This is a genomic window from Ktedonosporobacter rubrisoli, from assembly GCF_004208415.1.
In the GTDB taxonomy this organism is placed as follows: Bacteria; Chloroflexota; Ktedonobacteria; order Ktedonobacterales; family Ktedonobacteraceae; genus Ktedonosporobacter; species Ktedonosporobacter rubrisoli.
This window is the reverse complement of the sequence record NZ_CP035758.1, coordinates 7,401,335-7,424,837: the sequence shown is the minus strand read 5'-3', so window position 1 is coordinate 7,424,837 and position 23,503 is coordinate 7,401,335. Positions and strand designations below refer to the sequence as shown.

Annotated in this window: 16 protein-coding genes; 7 read left to right on the top strand and 9 right to left on the bottom strand. The window is 52.4% G+C overall.

Annotated elements, in window-relative coordinates:
* Nucleotides 1-138: 138 nt before the first annotated feature.
* Both EPA93_RS32245 and EPA93_RS32240 read right to left on the bottom strand, forming a co-directional pair.
* Nucleotides 139-861, bottom strand: coding sequence for a YjbE family putative metal transport protein (locus tag EPA93_RS32245; RefSeq protein ID WP_165423537.1), 723 nt, complete (start codon nt 859-861; stop codon nt 139-141).
* 21 nt (nt 862-882) lie between these two features.
* Nucleotides 883-5,793, bottom strand: coding sequence for an outer membrane protein assembly factor BamB family protein (locus EPA93_RS32240; RefSeq protein WP_129891456.1), 4,911 nt, complete (start codon nt 5,791-5,793; stop codon nt 883-885).
* A 439-nt stretch (nt 5,794-6,232) separates the two neighbouring features.
* Between EPA93_RS32240 and EPA93_RS32235 the strand changes: the two genes are divergently transcribed.
* From EPA93_RS32235 to EPA93_RS32225, 3 genes are all read left to right on the top strand, one after another.
* Complete coding sequence (locus tag EPA93_RS32235; protein ID WP_129891455.1) at nt 6,233-7,741, top strand: GMC family oxidoreductase; 1,509 nt, start codon at nt 6,233-6,235, stop codon at nt 7,739-7,741.
* 414 nt (nt 7,742-8,155) lie between these two features.
* A complete protein-coding gene (locus EPA93_RS32230) occupies nt 8,156-9,553 on the top strand; it encodes an nSTAND1 domain-containing NTPase (protein ID WP_129891454.1) in 1,398 nt (465 codons plus the stop codon).
* A 232-nt stretch (nt 9,554-9,785) separates the two neighbouring features.
* Nucleotides 9,786-10,430 carry a histidine phosphatase family protein gene (locus EPA93_RS32225; protein ID WP_165423536.1) on the top strand — a complete coding sequence of 215 codons (645 nt, stop codon included), beginning with the start codon at nt 9,786-9,788 and terminating at the stop codon, nt 10,428-10,430.
* Between the two features lie 39 nt (nt 10,431-10,469).
* Here EPA93_RS32225 and EPA93_RS50515 read toward each other — a convergent pair whose 3' ends face one another.
* Genes EPA93_RS50515 through EPA93_RS32210 form a run of 3 tightly spaced genes read right to left on the bottom strand, consistent with a single transcriptional unit; the run spans nt 10,470 to nt 14,217 of the window.
* The gene (locus EPA93_RS50515; RefSeq protein WP_422877902.1) at nt 10,470-12,527 is read right to left on the bottom strand and encodes a patatin-like phospholipase domain-containing protein; all 2,058 of its coding nucleotides are present in this window, start codon (nt 12,525-12,527) and stop codon (nt 10,470-10,472) included.
* 53 nt (nt 12,528-12,580) lie between these two features.
* Nucleotides 12,581-13,768, bottom strand: a complete 1,188-nt coding sequence (locus EPA93_RS32215) for an FIST signal transduction protein (RefSeq protein ID WP_165423534.1) — start codon at nt 13,766-13,768, stop codon at nt 12,581-12,583.
* Nucleotides 13,769-13,812: 44 nt separating this feature from the next.
* Complete coding sequence (locus EPA93_RS32210) at nt 13,813-14,217, bottom strand: VOC family protein (RefSeq protein ID WP_129891451.1); 405 nt, start codon at nt 14,215-14,217, stop codon at nt 13,813-13,815.
* A gap of 524 nt (nt 14,218-14,741) precedes the next feature.
* Between EPA93_RS32210 and EPA93_RS32205 the strand changes: the two genes are divergently transcribed.
* Nucleotides 14,742-15,797, top strand: coding sequence for a hypothetical protein (locus EPA93_RS32205; protein ID WP_129891450.1), 1,056 nt, complete (start codon nt 14,742-14,744; stop codon nt 15,795-15,797).
* 238 nt (nt 15,798-16,035) lie between these two features.
* Here EPA93_RS32205 and EPA93_RS32200 read toward each other — a convergent pair whose 3' ends face one another.
* Both EPA93_RS32200 and EPA93_RS32195 read right to left on the bottom strand, forming a co-directional pair.
* A complete protein-coding gene (locus EPA93_RS32200; protein WP_129891449.1) occupies nt 16,036-17,433 on the bottom strand; it encodes an MBL fold metallo-hydrolase in 1,398 nt (465 codons plus the stop codon).
* Nucleotides 17,434-17,613: 180 nt separating this feature from the next.
* Nucleotides 17,614-18,819, bottom strand: coding sequence for an NAD(P)/FAD-dependent oxidoreductase (locus tag EPA93_RS32195; protein WP_165423533.1), 1,206 nt, complete (start codon nt 18,817-18,819; stop codon nt 17,614-17,616).
* 288 nt (nt 18,820-19,107) lie between these two features.
* On the opposite strand from EPA93_RS32195, the gene EPA93_RS32190 reads away from it, so the two are divergent.
* The 3 genes from EPA93_RS32190 (at nt 19,108) to EPA93_RS32180 (ending at nt 21,293) form a co-directional block, all read left to right on the top strand.
* On the top strand, nt 19,108-19,527 hold the full coding sequence (locus EPA93_RS32190; RefSeq protein ID WP_129891447.1) for a hypothetical protein: 420 nt from the start codon (nt 19,108-19,110) through the stop codon (nt 19,525-19,527).
* 2 nt (nt 19,528-19,529) lie between these two features.
* On the top strand, nt 19,530-20,069 hold the full coding sequence (locus EPA93_RS32185) for a hypothetical protein (protein WP_129891446.1): 540 nt from the start codon (nt 19,530-19,532) through the stop codon (nt 20,067-20,069).
* A gap of 369 nt (nt 20,070-20,438) precedes the next feature.
* A complete protein-coding gene (locus EPA93_RS32180; protein ID WP_129891445.1) occupies nt 20,439-21,293 on the top strand; it encodes an LLM class flavin-dependent oxidoreductase in 855 nt (284 codons plus the stop codon).
* A gap of 14 nt (nt 21,294-21,307) precedes the next feature.
* Here the strand turns inward: EPA93_RS32180 and EPA93_RS32175 are convergent, their stop codons facing one another.
* The gene (locus EPA93_RS32175; RefSeq protein WP_129891444.1) at nt 21,308-22,006 is read right to left on the bottom strand and encodes a response regulator transcription factor; all 699 of its coding nucleotides are present in this window, start codon (nt 22,004-22,006) and stop codon (nt 21,308-21,310) included.
* 21 nt (nt 22,007-22,027) lie between these two features.
* Nucleotides 22,028-23,299, bottom strand: coding sequence for a sensor histidine kinase (locus EPA93_RS32170; protein ID WP_129891443.1), 1,272 nt, complete (start codon nt 23,297-23,299; stop codon nt 22,028-22,030).
* Nucleotides 23,300-23,503: the final 204 nt, after the last annotated feature.

Here is a 23,503-nt window from a genome sequence, read left to right as displayed (position 1 = left end):
ATAACCATGAAATACGCGCAAAATAAAAAGCTGGCTCTCTAGTATTTCTGGCTAGAGCCAGCTTTATTCGATCCCTAACGGGTATTATATAGAGCGCTGGTCAGTAAAAGCGCATTCCCTTGATACATTTCCACTGCATCAGTGCTTAAGGCTCACTTTGACATAGCCCTGTATCCAACGATAAATCGGAATACTCACAATCGCAAATGAGATCACGTAGACAGCCAGCGGCCACCACCCCGCTGTGGCTGAGCTAATGATCCGCGCCAAATCATCATCCTGCAAGATCATCTGCGCCGACGTAATCACCAGAATAACTGCGGCAAGGAGAATAAGCCAGGGAAAGCGCTCGATAAGGCGCGCAATGAGCGCGCTGGCAAGCAGCAGAAACGCGATACTCAAGAGCAAACCAATGATGAGTAGAGGCGGGTCTTGATGCGCCAGCGCCGCGATAGAAATGATATTATCAAGGCTCGTCGTGGCATCCGCAGCCAGGATAGTCAGCATCCCGATAAAAAGTGGGCTCTTAGGCAGAAATCCCAGCTTTTGAAAGAAGCGCTTTATGCTCTGCGTGCTCTCGCCCTCTTGCGCCTCATTCGTGCTGGCGAGCAGGCGTATCGTAATGATAAGCAAGAGAATCCCACCGATGGCCTCTAAATAGGGAATATCCAGCAAAAGAGTAACGCCGTAGGTCAGTAAAATACGAATGAGAATAGCCCCACCCCCGCCTACGACAAAAGCAATCCAGCGCTTCTTCTTCTCTAAATCGGCGGCAACCGCACCAATGACTAGCGCATTATCGCCACTAAGGACAAGATCAACAAGAATAATGGACCCTAAAACACGTAACCAATCAAGCACAATCTCCTCCTAAACAGTGAATTATATTTTATCGCGTAGAACATACTCTAACGATTTTTCCTGCCGCAGCCACGTACGAATAAGTCCGACAGGAAGCCGGTAGCGCGCGCCTTCAGCTGCACGATTCTGCGCGTCATCTACCTGCATCTCAATGACATCAGCATCAAGCAATTCCTTCAACGACGCCAGGACATCCTCACGCTTAAAGGGCAAGCGAAAGCTACGATATAGCTCTTCTATATCGCTAAGAGAGAGCGCCCGTCCCTCATCTCTGCCACCTTCTGCCAGAGCGGCCAGCAGGATACGCTCTTGTGTCGTTGTCTGCTCCCAGATCCAACTAAAGTGATAATGGCCGGTTTGCATCACTTCGCGCAGCACAACATTGACATCGTTAATGCTCACGTAGCTTTTTTGCAGATCATTGCAGTGCTCAATGAGTGAGCGGCAGACGAGATGGATCAGATAGGGCTGATCGCCGGTTAACTGACGGATCTTGCTCACTGCATAGGGCTCATACTCCAGATATCCATCAACAGGCTTAACAATGAGCTCTGTAGCGCTGCGCGCGCTCAGCCTGGAGAGCCTGTAATGGCGAGCGATATTGAAGAAAACCGACCAGTATCCCTTAGTGAGTTGCTCAATCTTGTGAGTTCCCGAGAGCAGAAAATCGAGAGGCTGGCTATGCTGCATCAGGCTGCGTAGATAGCCAAAGATTTCGGGTTCCAGCTTTCCAGCGGCCACAAGATCCTCCATCACTTCAAACTCATCGATCAGCAGGATAAGTTTTTTGCCTTGTATTTTTACTTCGACATCCTCTAAGAACTGATTAAAGGTGAAGGTGGGATCTTCCAAAAAGTCGGCTCGCTGCGGGCGCGCAATCTCAATGCCTCTTTTCCCCATGCGCTTATAGATTTCGTAGGCCACATTGTGCAGGAATTTGCTGACGCTGATGCCATAGGCATGCTGTTGCATATCAATCAGAATGGGAATATGTTCATCAAGTACAGAGGAGTTGATCAGGTGGCGTAACAGCGTTGTTTTGCCAGAGCGTCGTTGCCCATACAGAACGATAACAGTTTTCCCGGTAGCACGGGCCAGATTATCACGTAAAAAGGTGATATCGTCTTCCCGTCCAAAGAACATTCTACTATCAAGGGTAGGTGTGCCCGTGGAATAGGGATTGGGAATATTTCTAAAGCTTTGCTGGATAACCTGCAATTCTAGCCTTTCGCCAACTGTAAGTATCTTTATCGCAGCTTCAGCATCGTCATAGACAACTTCAAAAACGAGATTCAGGGCCGAGCAACTGGCACAGGGCTGAATGATAAACTCAGCCTGTATCTCCTCGTGGGAAAAGATAGCCTCGCTCTCAAAGGAGCTTCTCCCCACAACCTCGAAATCAGGGCTGTGCAGCAGCGTCACCTTCACATTGTTAGCAGCGCTGCGCCCCGTATTCGTGATGACCAGCCAGATAGCTATACGTCTTTCCAGGTACACGCGCCGCGTCTGCAGCTCTGCTTTGAGCTCGGCCTTGCCCCGCAGTTCGCTGAGCTGAGCCCTGACGATATTTTCCCAGCGCTTAAGCAAGAGCTCAAAGATATGGTGCTCGGGCAGTGGCGCCAGGGGATAGCCGCGCCAGAGCGTGGCATACTCGCGCTCAAGAAACTTGCGCGCGGCCCCAATCGCCGGCCCGACCTCTAATAGAGATGTGAGACGATCGTTGAGATCTTCGCGACGCAAAAAGATGCGCAGAATACGCGTAATCGAGCTAAGGCGATCGCAGATACGATAGGCCGTCAAAAAGTGCTCATTTTCTTGAGACTGGCCAGGCTCCAGCCCGCACTGATAGTGAGCAATCTCGGCCACTGTGCGAATACTGAAGAGACGTCGCAATTCTTCATAAACTAGCCAGGTCTCCAGGCCATACTTCAAGGACCTGGTTTCCTCAAAGGCGCGCATGGCCCGCTCAATACACTTCTCGACATTTTGTTCATCAAGGCCGCTAAGGAGAGCTGCGACAGCTCCAAAGGTTTGTTGCACAACGGCAGTAACAGCGTTATGGGCAACATGTTCTAAGATCGAGGGCTTGATTTCCCGCATCACACAATCGTAGAGATAGGTAAGCAATTCTCCATGGTGTTGATCAAGAAAGTGAGCAAGAGCACGAGCCGCTTCCTGGCACACCCAGTCAGACTCTTTATACTGCGCAGCCTTGAGCAACATACTTAGCATAGCTTCCTGAAAGTGCTCATGCGGGATATCTATTAATTGATGCAGTTTGCGCACAACAGCGCGCCTGACAAAGCGATCTATATTGTGCGATAGGCGCTCTAGATACTCCAGGCCGGCCTCCCAGTCGCTGGCGATAAGGAACGAGATATTTTCGACTATCGCCAGGCGAATCGCGCGTTCGGGAGCCATGGAGAGCTGATTGAGGATCTGGCGGGCCTGAGCAGGATTAGCCGTGTAAGAAAGCATGACGGCGCGAACCAGGGTCGCGCGCACTTCCACGGCTCGATCATTGACAAATTCTTCAAGCAACGCAAAATCGCGGGTACTGAGCTGCTGGTTTGCAGAGAGCTTATGTAGAGTAAAGGCGCGCACAAGGGGATTGTTGTTATGAAGGAGCTCTTTGATAAGTTCGCCTGCCGGGGCCGGACCTTGCAGGGCCAGCCAGCAGCGCGTGAGCATCTGCTGAACCTGCTGCTGATTTACAACGCGCAATAGCTCTAGCTGATCTTCAGAGGCCAGGGCAATCTCTACTTGCTTATCATCATCGATATCCTCGGCGCGCACCACCCTGACCCGATCGTTAGCTTGATATGTCCAGAGTAAGTCGCCGTCGCGGCTCAACACGTACATATAACCATCGCCACAGCCGAGCAAAACTTCGATTTTGCCATTATAGTCAATGTCAAGCGCGTCTACGGTCAATACGCGATGGGGTAAATAATAGCGCCACTTGAGATGGCCATGATAATCCAGGACATAGACATTGCGACTCTCTGAAGCGACAATAATCTCAATCTTGTCATCGCCATCTATGTCTTTGATACAAATTGCGCGCACGCGATCCAGCGTTCTATATTCCCAAAGTAACTCCCCAGCGCGCGTATAGGCATAAACTGTATTTTCAATGCTGCCCGCAATAATCTCCGGGACGCCGGGCTCATGAGCCTCATACGCATGGACAATTTTTATGCCCTGTGGCGTATCGATGGTGGTAAGCGGGGCATCTAGCTTGCTGCCGTAGATATACAATTTTTTATCTTCGGAGCTGACGATAATCTCGGCGGAACTCTGACGGCCAGGCGCATTCACGTAAATGCTAGACATCCAAGTATCGATAAAGGGCGCTCGCTTGATCTGTTTTTTGGTACCACTAATTACATAAACGTGATGATTGGCCGAACATACAATGATCTCTTGCCACTTACTATGATCGACATAGCCTGTCTGCGTAGATAGCACGGGAGCATCCAGAGGAATCGACCAGAGGGAACGACCGGCAACATTAAAAGCTTGAATGGTACCCTCGGCTGTCCCCAGCACGATTTCTCGCTTGGGGTCGCCGGCAATATCGCCAAAGTAGAGCGAACGGATATGGCCAACTTTTTCCTTACGCCATAAGAGCTCTACTTTCTGCTGCTGCAACAAAAGCAAAAGTTCCAGCGCCTGCACATACTGGCCAGCATCTAGCAGATCATTGGCATGAGCAAGGTTGACCTGCCTGGGGAGAACATGCGCCTTGCCCTCTTCTTTGAGGATATCCTGCAGCAATTCGCGCTCTACTGGGGTAAGCTGGGTGAGCGCAGAGAACGAAGGTTTGCCAAGGGCATGATAATAACGGCGAATCTTCTTATCAAGGGTCTTGATCAAATGGATGCGTAAGGCATAAACGCGCTCATCATCGCTGCCCGCCAGCACTTCAATCTGCCCATCATGGTCAAAATCGAGGGCAAACAGACTAAAGATGCGGTACCCCAGACGATGCCGCCAGAGTATGTGTCCTTGTTGATCCAGGATGTAGAGATGCTTATCGTCAGAGCTGGCAATAATCTCGTCGTGTCCATCTTTATCTATGTCGGCGATGCAGAGCGAGAGAAAACGGCTCTCAAAAGTGCGGTCCCAGAGCTCATTGAGCTCGGAGGATAGGGCCAGCAAATCTTTGCCATCGGTGCCCAGGAGAATCTCGTTTCGGCCGTCCTGATCGAGATCACAAACGACAAGTGTATGGATCTGACGCTTGATATCGCGCTCAGCAATGCAGTTTCCAGCCTGATTAAGGATATAGAGGTGTTTATCGGCAGAGCCAACCAGAATCTCGGCTTCGCCGTCGCCATCAAGGTCAGCACAGACGATAGCCCGCACCCAGCCATGGGTAGAAAAGCTCCAGAGCTGTTCACCAGTCGCATAATCAAGCGCGTAGACGCAGCGATCTTCTGAGCCGGCAATCAGCTTGAAAGGCGCAGAGGGCGTAACAGCCATCTGGCGAATGACCTGCGCACTTTGTAGCCATGCCGCTGCGTGCTCTCTTTGCGGCTCAAGCGCACGGCCATCGCGCTTAAGGGTATACAGCTGGCCGTCAGGGCCAACCGTCTTGCCATCTTTAGCCAGAGCATAGATCTTCCCATCGCGCGTTCCGGCCATAATCCGCGCTGCCCGCTCGGCCAATGGAGGCAAACAGGTTACCACCCCTACCCATTCTTTATAACCAACCACACGGTTCCAGCGCACATCTCCCCTCCTGGTCAGGGCACAGACGCGCCCATCGCGTGAACCGGCGATAATTTCGATATCTCCATCGTTATCAATATCGGCGGCACACACGCTTGTCACCCAGTTCTTGGCCTTATAGTTCCACAGCTCAGATACTGTGATAGAGCCAAGCCGGAGCGCATCCTGTAGCTCGGTGACTGATGTAACTAACATCTCAGCTCCCCCATTCGCGGCTTTTGTGGGAAACAACTATATAATTCGTAATAGTTGAAATTTATACTGTAAATTTCTAATGCTTTTAAAGCTTATTTTCACCCATATCGTTATATGCACTTTCTCTTCAGTGTAGCACCGTATTAGTGTCAGACTATGACAAAAATGTGCCAGGATGAGCTAAGGGGAAGGTTTTTGTGATCGCGCAGCCGTCCTTGCCCCACTTTTCCAGCCAGAGATCTTTGACCCGTCTTTGAGCTGAGCCTTGCGTGAACCTGGCTGTCAGGCTGCTCTACCCGGCTACTCGCCTGCAACAGGAAGCTAAGGCAAAGCAGCAAGATTTTCCTAGTCAATCTCCCTGGATTGTGCAATCATGGGGCCATACAGAGCAAGAAGAAGGTGTTCTCTGACCTTGAAGATAGATCAAAAAGGAGAAGCAATGTACGATTATATTATAGTTGGAGCGGGTTCTGCTGGCTGTGTCCTTGCCAATCGTCTGACCGAAGATCCTAAAACCTCGGTCCTTGTCCTGGAAGCCGGAAGTAATGATGATATCCCTGCCATCCACAACCCGTCTGCGGCCTTCTCGCTATTAGGAACTGCTGTTGATTGGGCGTACGAGACGGAGGAAGAGCCGTCTCTCAACAATCGCAAGCTCTCCTGGCCGCGCGGCAAAGTATTAGGAGGCTCCAGTTCCATCAACTTGATGCTCTATGTACGCGGCAATCCATCTGACTATGATCGTTGGCAAGAACTGGGCAATGCAGGCTGGAGTTACATCGATGTATTGCCCTACTTTAAGAAAGCCGAGCACTGGGACAAGGGGTCATCCGCCTATAGAGGAAAGGGAGGTCCTCTTACCGTAACCGATGTTCCCTCGGTCAATCCTCTGACAGAGGCCTTTCTGGCAGCGGGAGAAGAACTTGGCTGGGCACGCATTGACGACTACAATGGGGCCTCTCAAGAGGGCTTCAGTACGCTTCAGTTCACGATCCGGCAGGGAAAACGAGAAAGCACGGCCACAAGCTACCTGTATCCTGCCCAGTCCCGCCCGAACTTGACGGTGTGGACAAACATACTTGTCACTCGTATCTTGTTTGAAGGCACGCGCACCATTGGCCTGGCCTATCTCAAAGACGGCGTAGAGCAGCAGGTGCGAGTAAACAAAGAGATCATTCTCTGTGGGGGAGCGATTAATTCTCCGCAGACTCTTCTGCTCTCTGGCGTTGGGCCAGCTACTCAGCTAGAGCATATGGGTATTCCTGTCATGGCAGATCTGGCAGGGGTAGGCAACAATCTTCAGGATCATCTCTGTCTTACTATGTATTTCACAACGAAGCCATCGTTCACAGAGCCTGGATATGGGCCAGAAGGTGTTGCCTTTATAAAAAGCAGGCCAGAGCTTTCAGAAGCGGATATTATGCTTTGCATATGTCCCCTCATTATGGGTCCCATACCAGTGCAGGAAAAATACGGTTATACCATTGTTCTAGGCATGCTACAGTCAGAGAGCCGTGGACATCTCAAACTACGTTCAACCAATCCGAGAGAGCATCCAGCTATTTTCGCGAACTATTTTGAAGATCCTGCTGATCTAGAAAGGCTCGTCAAGGGTGTCAAAATAGTGCAACGGATCAATCAGGCAAAGGCCCTTGGATCTTTTTATGGCGCACCGATAGAAGCTGCTCTGCAGGGGCAAAGCGATGCTGAGATTGTTGAGTATATCCGTAACAACGCCCAAACATTATATCATCCCGTTGGAACATGTAAGATGGGGCATGATGAGATGGCTGTAGTCGATGAGCAATTACGTGTCCATGGTGTAGAAGGCTTACGGGTAGTGGATGCTTCAATCATGCCTACCCTGATACATGGAAACACTAATGCTCCAACCATCATGATTGCAGAGAAGACCGCCGATTTGCTCCGTAAGAACCAGTGCAAGTAGTAAGCTGGCTGGTGAGAAGTGTGTTGCAAACTACCTGGTATCAGAAGGAGCCCTTTTGTTGGATGGGCTCCTTCTGGTTTTGTGCCTTATCAGGGTCTTGCTTACGAAATAGTTTGCTGAGCTAACCTGCAGTCGTTTGACAAGAGCTGGCCTGAGAGGCCAATCAACCTGCCGCTAACTCTGTGAGTTCTTACAACAAGAGAGACAAGAAAAGTGTGGCATTTGCTTCGCTAAAGAGGCTCAGGAAAAAATGTGTATTATAATGGGATACTAAGCGCAACTGGATACTCTAGAGAGACAAACTTGGAGCTTTGATTCAGAAAATTGGCACAATCCTGTCACTTAAAGTCACAAAGCTGAACGTATAATAGAGATGGTCTTAGCGGTTCGCACGCACACAGGAGATCTACGACGATGGAGACTGATCCTTTCAATCCTTATTACGACCTGGCAGCGGTACGCGATCCAAAAATGTTTTTCGGTCGCAGCCATCTACTCAGACGTTTGTATTCAGCTACGACCAATCGGCAAAGCGTATCGCTTGTAGGCCCGCGCCATATCGGTAAATCATCAGTGCTAAAATGCATGCAGGTCCCAGAGATCTATGCTCGGTTTGGCTACGACTTGAGTCATACCCTCCTGGTTCTGCTCGATCTGCGCGAATATCTGCAAAAAAATTGCGATGATTTCTTTAACGCTGTAAGCAAGCAGGTAGTTATACAGGCACATAAGCAACTGCCTTTGAGCCTGGAGGGTATAGGCGGTGAGGATGAATTTGTGCTCCTTCTTGATCAGATTCAGGAGAGAGGCTTTCACCTGGTCCTCTTAATGGACGCCTTTGACAACATTATTCGCAATAAAGAATTTAATCTGGAATTCTTTGCCTTCTTGCGTGCCCTGGCCACCATGGGCAAAGTCTCCTATGTCACAGCCTCCCTGGCTCCCCTCTATGAGGTGTGCCATAGCGCAATTGAGGGCTCGCCCTTTTTTAACATTTTCAGCACCTTCTCTCTAGAATCACTTCTAGAGGACGAGGCGCGCGATCTGATTACGCAGCCGGCACGGCGGGCGGGCTTATCCTTTAGTCAGGAAGAGGTTGACTGGATACTCAAGCAGGCCGGGCGACACCCCTTCTTCATTCAGCGCATGTGCCATTTCTTGTTTGAGGAGAAATGTCTCTACTCCTCTGAGAAGGTAGATCTACACCGGGCCAGAAGCCAAGCCTACAACGACTTACAGCCGCATTTTGAATATACCTGGGAGCGCCTGTCAGAGCAGCAACATGAGCTGCTCAAAAATGAAGCCCGGCTCGCCGAGAATACGCGCCGTGAGCTGCCAGAACTGAGCGAGAGCGCACTCTTTCGCAAATTTGTGCGCGATAAATATCGCATCCATCTTTTTCATATGACTGTGGAAGAAGTCGAAAAGGTGCTGGAGAATCTCGACGATGCAAGGGCGTTAGGAGAGAGCGACTTGCGGCACATGAATGTTGTCTCATCTCGTCTCAATCGCCCCGATGCCGCGCGCATCGAGAAGGGGATGGCTCTGCGCGAAGCACTTTACGAGGCCTTTGAGCGTTTACGCGGGAACGGGACGCGCCGCGATACGGCACCCGAATGGAAGCTCTACAATATTCTCTACTATCGCTACTTTAAAAACCATCTCAAAAACGAACAGATTGCTGCCCGCCTGGAATTTAGCAGTACGCGTCAATATTTCCGGGACCGCAACAAGGCTCTTGATGCTCTCTTCAACGTACTTATGGAGATGGAAGCTGTCGCCTATGGGCGCAATGACGAACAATCCATCTAGGCTATGGGCCAGACGCGTGCTCCTATCGCAAATAGAGCAGGCGGAATGACAGTCCATAATTCTTAGCCGCTCGGCAAGCAGCGGTTCCTCTGCCTCTTAGAGGCTAGTCAGAACTGGCATGTTTTTGGCACACGATGTCACTGATTGGCTGGTATACTCTAAGCAATGGCAGATGACCTGGAGCTATAGGGCAGCGGCTCTCTATGCTCGTTGCAGGAGAAGGGGATTATGGATGACCACCGTCTGGCTCATCAGGCACGCTGAAAGCGAAGCCAATATTGGACTCCCAACGATCAGTCCAGAGACCATAAAACTTACAGATAGAGGTGTAAAGCAAGCTGAGCGCATTGCCGCCTACTTTACCCACAAGCCTGATTTGCTGATTACCTCGTCTTATATACGCACAAAGCAAACTGCATATCCAGCGCTACGCCGTTTTCCCCGGTGCGAGCATGAGGAATGGCCTGTCCACGAATTTACTTACCTCGCTACTCCTGAAATGCAATACACTACCAAACACGACCGCTTGCCTCTTGTCAACGCCTTCTGGCAACGCCGCGATCCGCACTATGTTGACGGTGAGGGCGCCGAATCCTTTGTCGATTTTATGCGCCGTGTGCGCTCAATCATTGAACGTCTGCAGACAGCCGAAGAGAATTTTATCGCTATGTTTAGCCATGAGCAATTTATTCGCGCGGTAATCTGGTCCCTTCTGGTTGAGACAGACGATATCGGTGCCGATAAGATGAAACGCTTTAAGAGCTTCCTCTCTGCATTCACGATGCCAAATGGGGCAATCCTCAAGGTGCAATTAGAGAAAGGCGAGGCTCCCTGGTTTAGCTCGATTATCACCACCCACCTCGCCTCTCTGCCTTAAACGCACAATACGTTCATGCCCTGACTGCCGTCACGCTAACTATAGCCTTGGCGTAACCCGCAAGCTTGGATCAGGTTGCGGGGCGTTGGCACCGAAGAAGGACCCACGTCCCAGGCGCCTGTTGGCTTGCTGCCAGTGCTGCATAAGATTGCGCAAGTACTGAACGCGCGCATGAGCTTCATTGACCCAGCGCCGATCCCGATAATAGGGATATCTGAGAGGCGCTGCCGTGCTAGCGGAAAGCGCCTCCTGCTGTAGGCGCGCCGTGAGAGAAGGATCGTCAATGCCTTCCAGGTCATCGATATTCTCCTCTAGCTGGGCCATCAAGACGAGAAAGCGCACCCACCAGTGTTGCTCAAAACTGAAGGTGAGCGGGTTGGTAAGGAGCTGACCGGCCTCTATGCCTTTCTCCATGACTTTATTGATAGTTACCCGCGGCATCAGCAGATTGGCGCCTCCCTCATCTTCGTTCAAGCGGATCTGCACAATCCGCTCGCGATAGCTGGGTAGGTTGGCCTGTTGCGTATCGTGATAACTTTGGGCGATCCCGAAAATAGCTCCCAGGAACCCGAAGAGAGTGCTCAGATCTTCCCATTCTGGAGCCTGCAGATCCTCAGCGCCAGGGAGATAGACAGCCTTGCCCTCAACCTGGGCCCGCGTGGCTGCCGAGGAACGATGATCGATGGCTTCAAGCGCGCTGGTATTCATAGCCTCTTTGGCCGAAGTAAGGTTGATGCCAAAGGTAGGACGCGTAGGTAACCAGGCGTCGAAAAACTGGATAGGAAAGTTGCTGCATAACCCGCCGTCGCTGAACCAGTTTTTTTGCAAATCGCGCAAAGGGTCCAATTTCTGCCCGTGCTGACCTTGAGCATAGCGTTGAGCCGCCTCAGTACTGACTGTATACAACGGTACGGCGCTTATCAAGAAAGGAAAGCTCAGGCTCAAGCGGGTGGCAAAGGCCACGGGCAGCTCATCGGCGGCTGGTAGGAAATAATAGTCAGAAGGCAGGACCTCGGGAGGCACTACTAGCCCGTTGCCGCTGCTTTGCGGCGCTGGCTGCGCTCTGACCATGTGCTCCACTACGTACTCAGGAAACATCTGCAGCAGCTCATGTTTATTGAAGAGAAAGTTGTGCAGGCCTTCGGGCAAGATGTAAGGCTGGTGATGGCTGAGGTTGGAAGTAACCATCTTGAGTTCGATCTGCTTGCTCCGCAGCTGGCCAAAGGTGAGCGGAAGCCGCTGTTCTGGCAGGCCCGCAGTATGATCAAGCATAGCACACAGCCAATCGGTCAGGTTTGTGTTATCAGGTGAAGTACCTGGTCGCGTGGAAGTATGGCCATTACAGATCCCATAATTGTTAGCGGGCAGCCTGTTGAGGCAAAGATCATACATATCGCGCGTAACCAGGATCAAGCGTCCCAGCCAGCAGCCAAGCCAGGCGCTTAGCAGGCCCAGAAGAACGCAGCAGATAAGCAGAGCCGGCAGAAAGACAGAGCGAGATTGCCCCACCCCGATTAGAGAGGCCAGACCAGACACCACAAGGGCTAAAATAAGCCCTCCCCCAAGCCCTGCGAAGAAGCCCCACTTTGTACCGGCGCTTCCTCCCTGCTGAAAGGGTACATAGGTACGAGACCAGGTACTCACTACCCTGCCGACAATTACAAGCCAGTAGGGAGACATAAGGGGAAAGAGCCAGTGGAGCAGGCGCAATAGCAGGGGAAGGCGGCTTAACTCCTGTTCGAGTAGAAGCGCTGGATCAACCGATGGCGCGCCGACTGAAGGTTGCTCACCTGCTCCCGACCCGAGAATAGCGTGTATGACATCAAGCAAGGGTTGCGTGGCCGGCGCGGCCTGGAAGAGATCAAGCAGATTTTCACCTTGCGCTAGCTGGGTGCTAGCGCGGGCCATTTTCTCAAAGCCACCGCTTTGACGATTGTATTCAGCAGCTGCAGTACCGGCAGCGGCCAGGGCTCCCGCCGAGGTGCCACCAATACTATGAAACCGATATTTCTTCTTTAGCTCAAGAACTGCGGGCGGATAAACGATCCCGCTGGTGATACCACCCTTCATCACCAGATCACATTCCAATTGTGGCATATCTGACATACCGAGAGGTTCCCCCTTATAAGTCTTGGAGTTATCTCTACAGGTTATGAGCGCTGAACCAGTAGCGCCAGACTTGCCGTAAAGCCATGCAAAAATGGCCGATTGCCAATGGGGCCAATCTCACCATTACAGAACAATCCTGCCAGGGGAAGCGGACCCAATTCCTGCTCTATCAATTCAGCATCGTGATTGGGTATGGAGAAGAGACCCTCGCCACGTCCATTGCAGGTACAGAGAATCCCGGCCACAGCTCGATTTGTCCCCAGTTTTTCCTTAGCCCCTTCCAACAACTCGTGCAGATCCAGGTCAGCCGTCTCCGCATCGCGAATCTGGAACTGGATGGTCTGGCCAACTCTGGGCTGAGCGCCAATCGCCAGCGCACCGGTGCGACGATCAACGCCAATCAGGTTGCGAATGAGAAAATTGCCCCGACTAAAGGTAGCGCGATACTCATCCGCAGCCAATCCAACCAGCAGATTACGCTGAGCGCGACGCTGCATATCAGCGGGAAGCGCCAATAAGGTCTCCACGAGCAGCTCATAGGCCGAACGATTAGAAATTGTCTCAACCAGACCATTTTCCTGCACGCCCGTGATAGTCCACGGCTCGCCAATCGGCTCACAACCTTGAGAGACGAGAGGAAGAATCGTATACGAGCCACCAATAGCGAGAGCCACTGCTCCTTCGGTGAAGACCTCATCATTGAGGAAAACATGCGTATGAAGTTCTCCTGTATCGCTAGAAGCCAGGCCTCCCAGCATGGGCGTATCGGCATAGGCCCGTGCCAGGCTATTAATCAGCTCTTCACAATTCATCTGAAACGGATCAGCAAAAACGAGCCAGGCATTTACATCATCGAGCGGAATATCCAGTTGATCACGCAATATATCTGGTCTGAGGCTAGTCTCTAAGAGGTCCTGAGTAATATGAGCCGCCCGTAGCGAGGCCCCGGGAAGAGATAGCGTGAGCAGCGAAAGGCAAGGGACATCCTCCAACTCTACACCAGTACCAACAATCCCCTGTCCAGAACAGCCAAGCAGAATTCTTGCCTTTGTCGCGCTGCGCACGCGGCGCACAATTTCCGCAAAAGAATCGCTATATTCATCGCTGGCAAACAGAAGTGCGACATCTGCCAGGCTATCGCCTATCTGTGCCAGCGCATCCTGCAGCGCCTTCTCCCAATCGGTATGTGCGGCAAGTGCAGCTCTGGCAGTCGGTGTAAATGTATGCATCCTTTTTCCTGATCCAGTGGCCATAGTGAGAAGGCCAGTCTTGTCTACTTATCCTCAGCGGGAGCACGGCAGATGAACTCTACCTCGTTTCCATCAGGGTCATCTACATACATCGTGCGGCTGGCCAGAACTGGATGCTTCCCCCCACGCGGCGTAATGCCAGCGGCGACGAAGGCATTATGTTGTGCATCAAATTCGTCCTCTGGCAACTCCAAGGCCATATGGTTAAGCTGATAGCCGGCTGGCTTAGCCTTGATCTCTTCAGTCTTGGGAACCAGAACGATCATCTGGGGAATCCCGGCGTTACCAGTACCAACTCTAAGAAATACATTGGGCAAAGTGGGCTTTGAAATAACCTCCAGGCCGAGCAGATCACGATAGAAAGCGAGGGCACGCTCTTTATCTGCCGTCCAAAGCACAATTTCAGAAATGCCAACTACATGCTTCATCGACCGGTTTACTCCTCATCTATAGCTACGAGAGACAGGAAATAGTAAAAGCTCGTTTGCTACTAGATTCGCCTCCATAGAAAGTAGTATCTCACAACGTAGCGGCGATAGCAATCGAAGGGCCTCAATGGCCAGGGTTATTTAATTTTCCGTCAGAGACTTGAGAAAAACACCTTCAGGTGGGGGTATGTCACCACAACTCCCGTTTTCGCTTCGCATAAGTTCATCTGATGCATTTTCTTTTGGTCTTCTGCCAGATGGTTTTGCGTTCCTGGATGGCAGAGAGATTTCCAACTTCTCCGGACGGTGCTAGAATAAGTCCTTAAATAAACATAGCAATATTCAGAAGAATAGATTCTCTCTTTTTACAGAGAAGGAAGCAGCAACCCTGCTTGCGTCTGCTGTTATCTTCCCCACAAGAGGAGAGAGCCATCAATAATGGCTGGAGGTCGTAGTTCACCATGAGTTCATTATCCACTGCTATTGATCAACTTTTCGCACAGATAAGGGGCCGCTCATTCGGCATGCATGAACTACAGAGCGGGCTTCAGCAAATCATGCTGCAGGCTACGAACGCTTCACGTGAAGATCTGGATGCGGCTTTGCAGCGTCTGGAAGAGTTGGTGAGCAACCTGCCATTACTGCCCGCAGCCCTGCTTGCCGTAGGTTGCGGAGCCTTGATCGAGCAGGGTGGTCGTATCGACGAAGTTGCTCCGGCAATCTTTCAGCGTACCTATGATGCTCTGCAACTGGCTGCTCCGTTCGTTCGCGCTTGCCAGGATGCGGCTCGCACTCGACCCACCGAAACATCCGATCCTGAGGACGCTGAACTCTGCGTCGAAGCGTATGGCGAGCAGGTCGGTACGCAAATGCCAGAGGAGGCTCAGGCCTGGTCTGCTCTGGAGATGCTTTGTAATGCGGCTCTAGCTATTCTGATGCATGACGCTCGTATGCGCCAGGTCATCGGAACCTACGAACCTTTTACCACTGCCCTGCAGGCGTTCCCTGTCCAGAACTCAACCATCGAGTGCATCCGCAAACTTCTCCAGATCCTGGAGAACGAGGAGCTGATTGTCCTTCATCCAGCTCTCCGACGCGGCTACCGCGTGCGCATTAGCGGTCTTGGTGATAATTTCCAACTGCACACCCTGCTGGCTGACGCGTTAATTGGTGATACTGCTCAAGGCTGGCTCCCCGGCAATCGTCCCAATCCCATAGTTGTCGCTGCCGCGAAGGATGGCCCGTGTCCACATACCGTTGAAGAAAACCGCAAGTTTCCCATTGCTCAAGGAGTCTTCAACCTCTGGAACTGGCAGGGCCTCCAACCAGACGGCACATTGCCCACTGGCGACACAGCCTCTCACTACTGGATCTGGAATGAAGGCACACCTGCCGATATTGCTACCTACGAGGGCACCCGCGTGATCCTTCTAGGTCCTCCACCCTACAATCGTACGTGGAGTGCTGGTCGCTACTTCCCTTTCATTCCCGGTCAGCTCGAAGTCCTGGAAGTTCTCACTCAGGATCGCACCAAGGATTGGCTGGCTCGTTTGGCCGCAACCCCGAAGCCTGAAGCGTAAGAGCAAGAGAACTTCCTATGAACCATCTAACCTGCCTGGCAGGAATCTACAAACATCTCTATCATTAACTGTATATTAAATGCGACCATATCACAATTTCATGTTCTGCCCAACCCTTCTCAATGGGGAAGGTATGCCAGAGCTTGTTTTTGTCGCCTGGCGATGGTGCAAAAGGGAAAAAGATTGGGACTAGCAACTACATGGCTGATTTGTGCCAATCTTTCTCCCCTGGTCAAGCTCAGGCTCTGCTCACCTTTTCGTCTGTGTGTGTAGGAAGCTGGGCGGAATTCCAGGCGCTCATTCCGCCCTCGGTATTATAGAGCTGGGACCAATTCTTAGATTGTAAGAGGCTAGAGGCAATCGTGCTGCGTAGCCCGCTGCCGCAGATAAGTGCGGTTGGACGTTTGGCATCCAGAGAATTGAGCTTCTGGGGGAGCGTAAACAGAGGGATATGCACGGCTCCCTCAATATGGCCTGCCTCCCACTCATCAGGGTCGCGCACGTCCACTATCTGCAGTTCTGGCTCACCCATCTTTTTCTCCTGCAATTGCTGTACAGTGATAGAAGGCAAGCTCTGGGCCTCGTAGCCAGCCTGCTGCCAGGCCTCTATTCCTCCGGACAGCATACCCGCCACGTTGGTATAGCCAATGACGGCCAGGGCGGCCTGAGCACGGTGCGCCTCTTCCTGGGAGCTGGCCACCAGTAACAAGGGAGTCTCGGCAGAAATGAGATGGCCCGCGCGATTCTGGAATTGTCCCGCGTCCAGAGGGATAGAAAGCGCTCCCGGAACATGGCCCGCCGCAAACTGCTGCACTGAGCGCACATCGAGCACCTGGGCACCCTGAGCCTGGCGCTGGGATATTTCCTGGGCCGAGAGCGCGTCAAGAGGAGCGATGGGAGGAATCGAGGCTGCCTTATTGAGCGCTACAATGCGATCAAGATTGGGTGGGCGCTGAGGCAGGTTCTCGTTCATATATTGCACAAATTCCTCGGGAGAGGCAATGGCCAGGGCCGGATTAAGATGCCGTTCAAAGCCAATGCTTGTCCCGGTCATACGATTATTGACTCTGCCGCAGAGGGAACCAGCCAGGTGGCCAGGATAGACCATGGTACCATCCGGTAAAGCCAATAGTTGCTCATGCAGGCTGCGGTAGAGCTCACGAGCTCCTTCTTTGCCAGCTACAGCCAGATCTGGGCGCGCCACGTCACCGATAAAGAGCGAATCGCCAGTGAGCACCAGCCAGGGATCAGCGCCTCGTGAGCTGTCGATAACTGCCACGGCAATATGCTCGGGACGATGGCCGGGCGTATGGATGATGCGTAAATGCACCTCTCCCAACGTAAGCTCATCGTTATGCTGCAAGGCCAGATGAGGATAGGCCACGCCTGCCAGAGCATGAACCGCGATAGTCGCACCGGTGCGCTGGGCCAGCTGATGATGTCCTGAGACATGATCGGCATGATTGTGCGTCTCAACTATATATTTGAGGTGCAAACCTTCCCGCTCCAGCAGAGCTAATAGCTCCTTTACCAGGTCAATACGCGGATCGATTACTGCCGCTTCCCCGGTCTGATTGGAGCCCACAAGATAGGTGGCACATCCGATATCCTGACGTGTGATCTGTTGAAAATACATATTTATTCGTCTCCTATACTCCTGCGTATCGAGAGGGACAATGACATTATTGCCTGGCCTCTTCTATGAGCGCATTTATCTGCTCGCTGATAAAAAGGTTATTCCCTATTATATTCAATTGGATGTGTAGAAGGTAAGCTGAAAAAGATGATCTACGGGGACAACGAGGTGTTAGCAAAGCTAGATAATATTTCTTTCCGGGAGTAAGCTGCCGCTGGCAAAACGTTCGATGCTCAGCGCCTCGATAGGAATGGTATGCGCTTTGCCATCCAGGATAAGCTCGCTAATTACCAGACCAGTTGCCGGGCTCTGCATGAAGCCGTGGCCGCTAAAGCCTGCGGCGATGAGGAAGTTTTCGAGGCCTGGTACCGCTCCAATGATCGCATTGTCGTCAGGGGTTGTCTCATATAGGCCGGCCCAACCGCCTTGAATGCGGGCCTGCTCAAAGGCGGGCACACGCCGTACCGCATCCTCCACGACAGTATCGAGCCATTGCCAGTTCACCTCAGTCTTGAAGCCAAAGGGTTCTTGCTGGTCGCTTGCTCCTAGCATAAAGCCGGGACCTTCTGGCCGGAAATGGAAGGTGTTGCTGACCTCAATCGTCATCGGAGCATCATGAGGCAAGGCCTCAAATGGATCGGTCATAAAGCACATACGGCGCAAAGGAGAGATGGGGATCTCGATGCCCAGCATGCGGCCCAGTTCGGCGCTCCAGGCTCCGGCGCAACATACAACAGTACCAGGAGAGATGCTGCCTTTATCGGTCTCGACCGAGACGATATGTGCGCCCTCGCGCTTGATGGCCTGTACAGTGGTACCTTCCAGGATACGCGCCCCCTGCCGACGTGCAACCTTAGCAAAGGCCTGATTGACCTCATGCGGGCTACCATAGCCATCGGTTGGACAATAGGTAGCACCAAGCAGGCCCTCGGCATTCAGCCAGGGATAACGCTCGGCAAGCTGGGTGGCCGTGAGCACTTCGACTGGCAACCCAAAGCTGCGTTGCAGGTTGGCACTCTGGCGAAACTGCGCTAGCTCTTCGTCAGTTGAGAGCAAAAAGAGATAGCCCACCTGATGGAATTCGACCCCGCCTTCGTCGGCCTCCAGGCCCAGGCGCTCATGAAAGTGAGTGAAGAAGTCAACGGCATACATCGAAAGCTGAATATTAGCGGCGTGGGAAAATTGCTGGCGAATGCCTCCGGCGGCTTTTCCTGTGGAGCCGCTCCCTACAGTGTTGCGCTCAAGCACCAGCACGTTACGACAACCACGCGCCGTGAGATGATAGGCCACACTGCAGCCAACCACGCCCCCGCCGATGATCAGCACATCGGGGCGCATACTATCAGCACTCTTCTGGAAGTTTGCCAGGGGTAGAGCATCCTGCATTGGATTTCTCCTTTTCTTCATTTGCCTGCTGACTTTATGTAAACTTCTCTGCCTACTGCTAGTATAGAAGGCAAAAGCTCGTAATTGAAGAGGAAACAGGCGGTATTTAGAGAGGCTATGCCAGAAGCGTAGAGACTGACTAACAGATGAACGCCGACGCTACTATCGCCTGAGCGCCTTTGGGAAGCATGTTGCACTGGCTGAGACACAGCGTTTAGAGAGAGCGATTGCTCTTGCTCGTAGTAGACCGGGACTTCAGGGCTGGCAACCATCGTTGGAGGAAAACATATGACCAGACGGACCACACAGCCTTCACCCTGGATTGTCGCCTCTTCCATCCGCTTCTATCAATGGCTGCTCTGGCTGGGACCAGCCGAGTTCTGCCGCGAGTATGCTCCGCCAATTCTCCAGAGCTTTCGTCAGTGCTGCCGGGATGCCTATCAACAGCAAGGCGCGTGGGGGGTAATGCGCCTCTGGCTGCCTCTATACGGCGAAGTTGTCGGGGGAATGTTAGCGGAGCATCTCTATGAGTTACAGCAAGCGTTAGTCATAGATGAAAGGATGCTGCATATGCTGCGTATACAACGCCAATCTATCATTATGATCTTTCTTGCCTTTGTGCTCTTCGGCTTCCCCTGGCTTTTTTTCCAGGGAGTCATAATCCCCTCGCGCAGTGGAATCCTATTGCCACTGCTCATCCGCAAGTAGACATGCTCTATCACATTGGCCGGGCCGCCGGCGAGATTGCCTTCCTGATGATGCTGGTCACCGGGCTGCCCATCCTCTTCGTCGCCATCAAGCAGGCTCTGGCCTCCCTGCGCCGCGACATCCTCACTCTTATAGGTCTCTCTACAATAATGACGCTCATCTTCACGATAGCCACCCTTCTGGTCATTAGCAGATCCTGGATTGTAAGCTTTGACCCTCATGGCGGCATTTACGCCATCCTTGGCCTCCTTTTCGTGCTAACGTCGTCTATCACGCTAAGCCTGGCCGTCGCCCGCAGCGAGCTCAGCGAACGTGTTCTGCGCCTGGCTTTGTGGCCAGCAGCTATTATGATCGCGGCGATGCTCGTAGCCATGCTAACCATAAGCATTGAGGGTATCCTCCTCGCCACCTATATGCCACACTTCTTTGAAGGTAGCCCGAACATAGACGTTGTTGGTGACTCTGTGATGGCTGCCACAATCATCTGGGCTTCGTTCGCCCTCTGGCGTGGCTTCCGTGCACATCAGCTCATGAGAGGCTAGCAAGATTAATTCACAGGTGATCCCAAATGTAGTTTCACTTCAGCCGCGCATAACCACCCAGAATCTGACTAGCCTTGCCCAGGAGCACCGACATTAGCTCTTGCCTTGCTCACTTCTGGTTTGCGAAAAGTGGCGCGGCTGAGGTGCAATTAAGCAACTGCACTGATTGAAGAGAGCCTCTGAGGAAGAACGTACCAATCCCTTGCTTTCCCGGCACATACCTCTTACTAATTGCTTGCAGAGCTGCAATAATCATCCACTTAATCACCAGATTGCATGAAGTACGTCCCCCAAAAGCGCGCTAAACTTATAGCTATCAAAGCAAAAACAAAGCAGCACAATTTTCACAAAGAAAGGTTACTTTGAACCATGAAAATAGGTATAGGCATTCCTCAATTCGAGCATCCCGAACAGCTCTTCACCTGGGCCAGGCGCATAGATGCCGGCCCCTTTTCCAGCCTGGGCATCTATGATCGGCTCGTCTACTCCAATTACGAGCCCCTGATCACCCTGGCGATGGCGGCCGCAGTAACGACGCGCGTGCGCCTGATGACTGAGGTGCTCCTCGCTCCTTTACGCACTACAAGCATTTTGGCCAAAGAATGTGCGACCCTTGATGCATTCGCGCAGGGCCGCCTTACGCTGGGGCTGAGCGTTGGGATCAGGGAAGATGATTTCCTGGCCGCCGAGGTAGAATATAAAAAGCGTGGCAAGCGCTTCGATGAGCAATTGATCCAGCTCAAACGCCTCTGGTCTGGGCAGGCGCTCAACGAGCAGGTTGGCCCTATCGGTCCGCGTCCTCACCAGGCCGGAGGCCCTGAGCTTATTCTGGGAGGGGATTCGCCCGCGGCCATTGCGCGCGCCGCCAGTTTGGCAGACGGACATCTTAATGGGAACGATAGCGCTGCTCATGCTGCCCAGGCCTTCCGAGCAGTCGAAAAAGCCTGGCAGGAAGCCGGCCGAGCAGGCAAACCTCGCCTCATTGGTCAGGTGAATATGGCTTTAGAGACGCAGGATAGTGAGCAGGCGCGACAGGCCGTCTACGATTACTATTCCATCTTCGGCCCCTTTGCCGATTACAAAGCCCGCGATATGTTGACTTCACGCCAGCAAGCGCGCGATGCCATCGCTGCTTTTCGCGATATTGGCGCCGATGAGCTCATGTTCTATAGTTGGAGCTCGGACCCTGAGCAGATTGAGCGCCTTATCGAGTGCATCGGCTAAGCTTTTGAGCCCAACTATCCAGGGTTTAGCCAGCCGCGCTGAAGCGCCACAGCCACGGCCGAGGCGCGCGAATCAACGCCAAGCTTATAGTAGATGCTGGCGAGATGCGATTTTACCGTTGGCTCGCTAATCCCCAGGCGCCGGGCTATCTCTTTATTGCGGCAGCCGCGCGCAACATCGCGAAGTACCTCCCGCTCACGTCCGGTTATAGCTTGTTTCTGCAGCTGAGCAGGCTTTCTTTGCTCAGCCTCGCAAGATTGGATCTGTGGTTGGGCGCTCAGATTGAGCAAACGCTGCATGATCTCAGTTGGGATCAACGTTGCCTGAGCGGCTGCAGCCCGCACCGTTTGATAGAGCGTGGCACGGCTGACATCCTTTAGCAAATAGCCAGCCGCACCAGCACGCAAGCCACGCAACATCAGCTCGTCGCCGCTATAGGTCGTCAGGATCACAAGAGCTACCTGGGGCCAGCGGTGATGAATAAGCTCAATGGCTTCTAGCCCATCCATACCCGGCATCCGTAGATCCATCAAGACGACATCGGGCTGCAATTCTTCCACCAGTTGGACGGCCTGAGCCCCATCCTTAGCCTCCCCAACCACCACAAAGTCGCTCTCCCCGTCAAGGATCAGGTGCAGTCCTTCGCGCACAATGAAGTGATCGTCAGCAATCACTACCCGAATCCCGGGTTCTGGCTGTCGTTTATCTAGCATCTACTCTACACCAAAGCCTTTCTAACGACTACAAGCACTCAGCATAGCCGTCGCTGGCTCCTCACCTGTAGCGGTTGGAAAGATCAAGCGCAGGCGGCTGCCCTCTCCCGCTACGCTATGCACCTCAAGCTGTCCCCCGATAAGTTGGGCCCGTTCACGCAATCCCAACAAACCGTAATGACCTGCGACAATGCGCAACGGATCGAAGCCAACGCCATCATCGCGCACCTCCACATACATCGAGGCTGTATGACGCCGCAGGCTGATCCAGGCATGTCGAGCATGCGCATGGCGCGCAATATTCGTTAAGCCTTCTTTCACCATGTGCAATACATGCTCACCTTGCCAGGCTGCTATTGTGTGGCATAAAGCTAACTCGGCCTGACAAATAATGCCGGTTGCGGCACTAAAACGCGCAATCTCCTCCTCAAGAGCTTCACAGAAATCAACGCTCTCATTCAATTCAGAACGTAGAGCATGGATGACATGCCGGGCTTCAGCAAAGGTTGCGCGCGCCCGAGCTAGAGCCTGCTTGACGATAGCGTGTGCCCTTTCTGGCTGACCTGCTGCCAACTTTGCATCTATCGCTTCTAATTGTAAGACCAGCCCTACCATGCTTTGCGTAAGCGTATCATGAAGCTCGCGCGCCAGGCGCTGGCGTTCGCCAGTAATGGAACGTTCCTCGACATCAACGGCATAAGCTGCAAGCTGGGCATGCGCGGCCGCGAGATCAGCGTGAGCAGACTTTAATTCAGCTAGCAAATGCTGGCCGCGCTGCTGAGATTGAGCCTGGCGCAGGAAGAGCAGCACATAGCCCCCTAGACACAGCAGGCATAGGACTAGAAAAGTGCCGAGCGTGTATCTATCACCGCCGGCAAGATGCAGCGAGCCCACAACAATAATCAGTAAGGCCAGTATGAGATAGCTAATTGCAGCTCCGAGGCCAGGGCGTACGTGTTCGAGTAGCTCAACTGCTTTAACCACGAAAGCCAGGTAAAGGCCAAAGGTCACCAACCAATCAGCCGCCACAAAGCTAATGAGCAATAGCAGCAATCCTTGTCCTACGAGGAAGGGAGCATGCTTGCGTGCGAGGGCTTGCCGCAAGCCAAGGAGGTAAAGATCTCCATGGAGCACCATGAGCAAGGTGAAAAGTACAAGGCGTGGCGGATCGCTCATGATCGGGCTCTCCAGACTATACCAGAGATAGATGAGATCGACCCAGATCAAAGGGAACCAGTGAAGTGCACCTCTATTGCCTAAATTCTTGATTGTACCCGCGATTTTTGCTTCCATAGGGCAATACTCTTTTTAAGATTGATCACTCCTATACATAGAATAGCAAAATCATCAGGTAATGTACCAGATTTGAACGAATATTCGCTTTTTTCATGCTCATAAAAGATGGTGTATACCTCTACTCATTCAGATGGCTACCATCCATTCGTACGATCGGTTATCCACCACTCGGCCGATGCAGCTGCAACCAGGCAAGTCCTA

Bases quoted from the DNA above. Each gene is read 5' to 3' on its own strand.
- EPA93_RS32240 (WP_129891456.1), bottom strand. From the start codon at position 5,793: ATGTTAGTTACATCAGTCACCGAGCTACAGGATGCGCTCCGGCTTGGC.
- EPA93_RS32235 (WP_129891455.1), top strand. From the start codon at position 6,233: ATGTACGATTATATTATAGTTGGAGCGGGTTCTGCTGGCTGTGTCCTT.
- EPA93_RS32230 (WP_129891454.1), top strand. From the start codon at position 8,156: ATGGAGACTGATCCTTTCAATCCTTATTACGACCTGGCAGCGGTACGC.
- EPA93_RS32225 (WP_165423536.1), top strand. From the start codon at position 9,786: ATGACCACCGTCTGGCTCATCAGGCACGCTGAAAGCGAAGCCAATATT.
- EPA93_RS50515 (WP_422877902.1), bottom strand. From the start codon at position 12,527: ATGCCACAATTGGAATGTGATCTGGTGATGAAGGGTGGTATCACCAGC.
- EPA93_RS32215 (WP_165423534.1), bottom strand. From the start codon at position 13,768: ATGCATACATTTACACCGACTGCCAGAGCTGCACTTGCCGCACATACC.
- EPA93_RS32210 (WP_129891451.1), bottom strand. From the start codon at position 14,217: ATGAAGCATGTAGTTGGCATTTCTGAAATTGTGCTTTGGACGGCAGAT.
- EPA93_RS32205 (WP_129891450.1), top strand. From the start codon at position 14,742: ATGCATGAACTACAGAGCGGGCTTCAGCAAATCATGCTGCAGGCTACG.
- EPA93_RS32200 (WP_129891449.1), bottom strand. From the start codon at position 17,433: ATGTATTTTCAACAGATCACACGTCAGGATATCGGATGTGCCACCTAT.
- EPA93_RS32195 (WP_165423533.1), bottom strand. From the start codon at position 18,819: ATGCAGGATGCTCTACCCCTGGCAAACTTCCAGAAGAGTGCTGATAGT.
- EPA93_RS32190 (WP_129891447.1), top strand. From the start codon at position 19,108: ATGACCAGACGGACCACACAGCCTTCACCCTGGATTGTCGCCTCTTCC.
- EPA93_RS32185 (WP_129891446.1), top strand. From the start codon at position 19,530: ATGCTCTATCACATTGGCCGGGCCGCCGGCGAGATTGCCTTCCTGATG.
- EPA93_RS32180 (WP_129891445.1), top strand. From the start codon at position 20,439: ATGAAAATAGGTATAGGCATTCCTCAATTCGAGCATCCCGAACAGCTC.
- EPA93_RS32175 (WP_129891444.1), bottom strand. From the start codon at position 22,006: ATGCTAGATAAACGACAGCCAGAACCCGGGATTCGGGTAGTGATTGCT.
- EPA93_RS32170 (WP_129891443.1), bottom strand. From the start codon at position 23,299: ATGGAAGCAAAAATCGCGGGTACAATCAAGAATTTAGGCAATAGAGGT.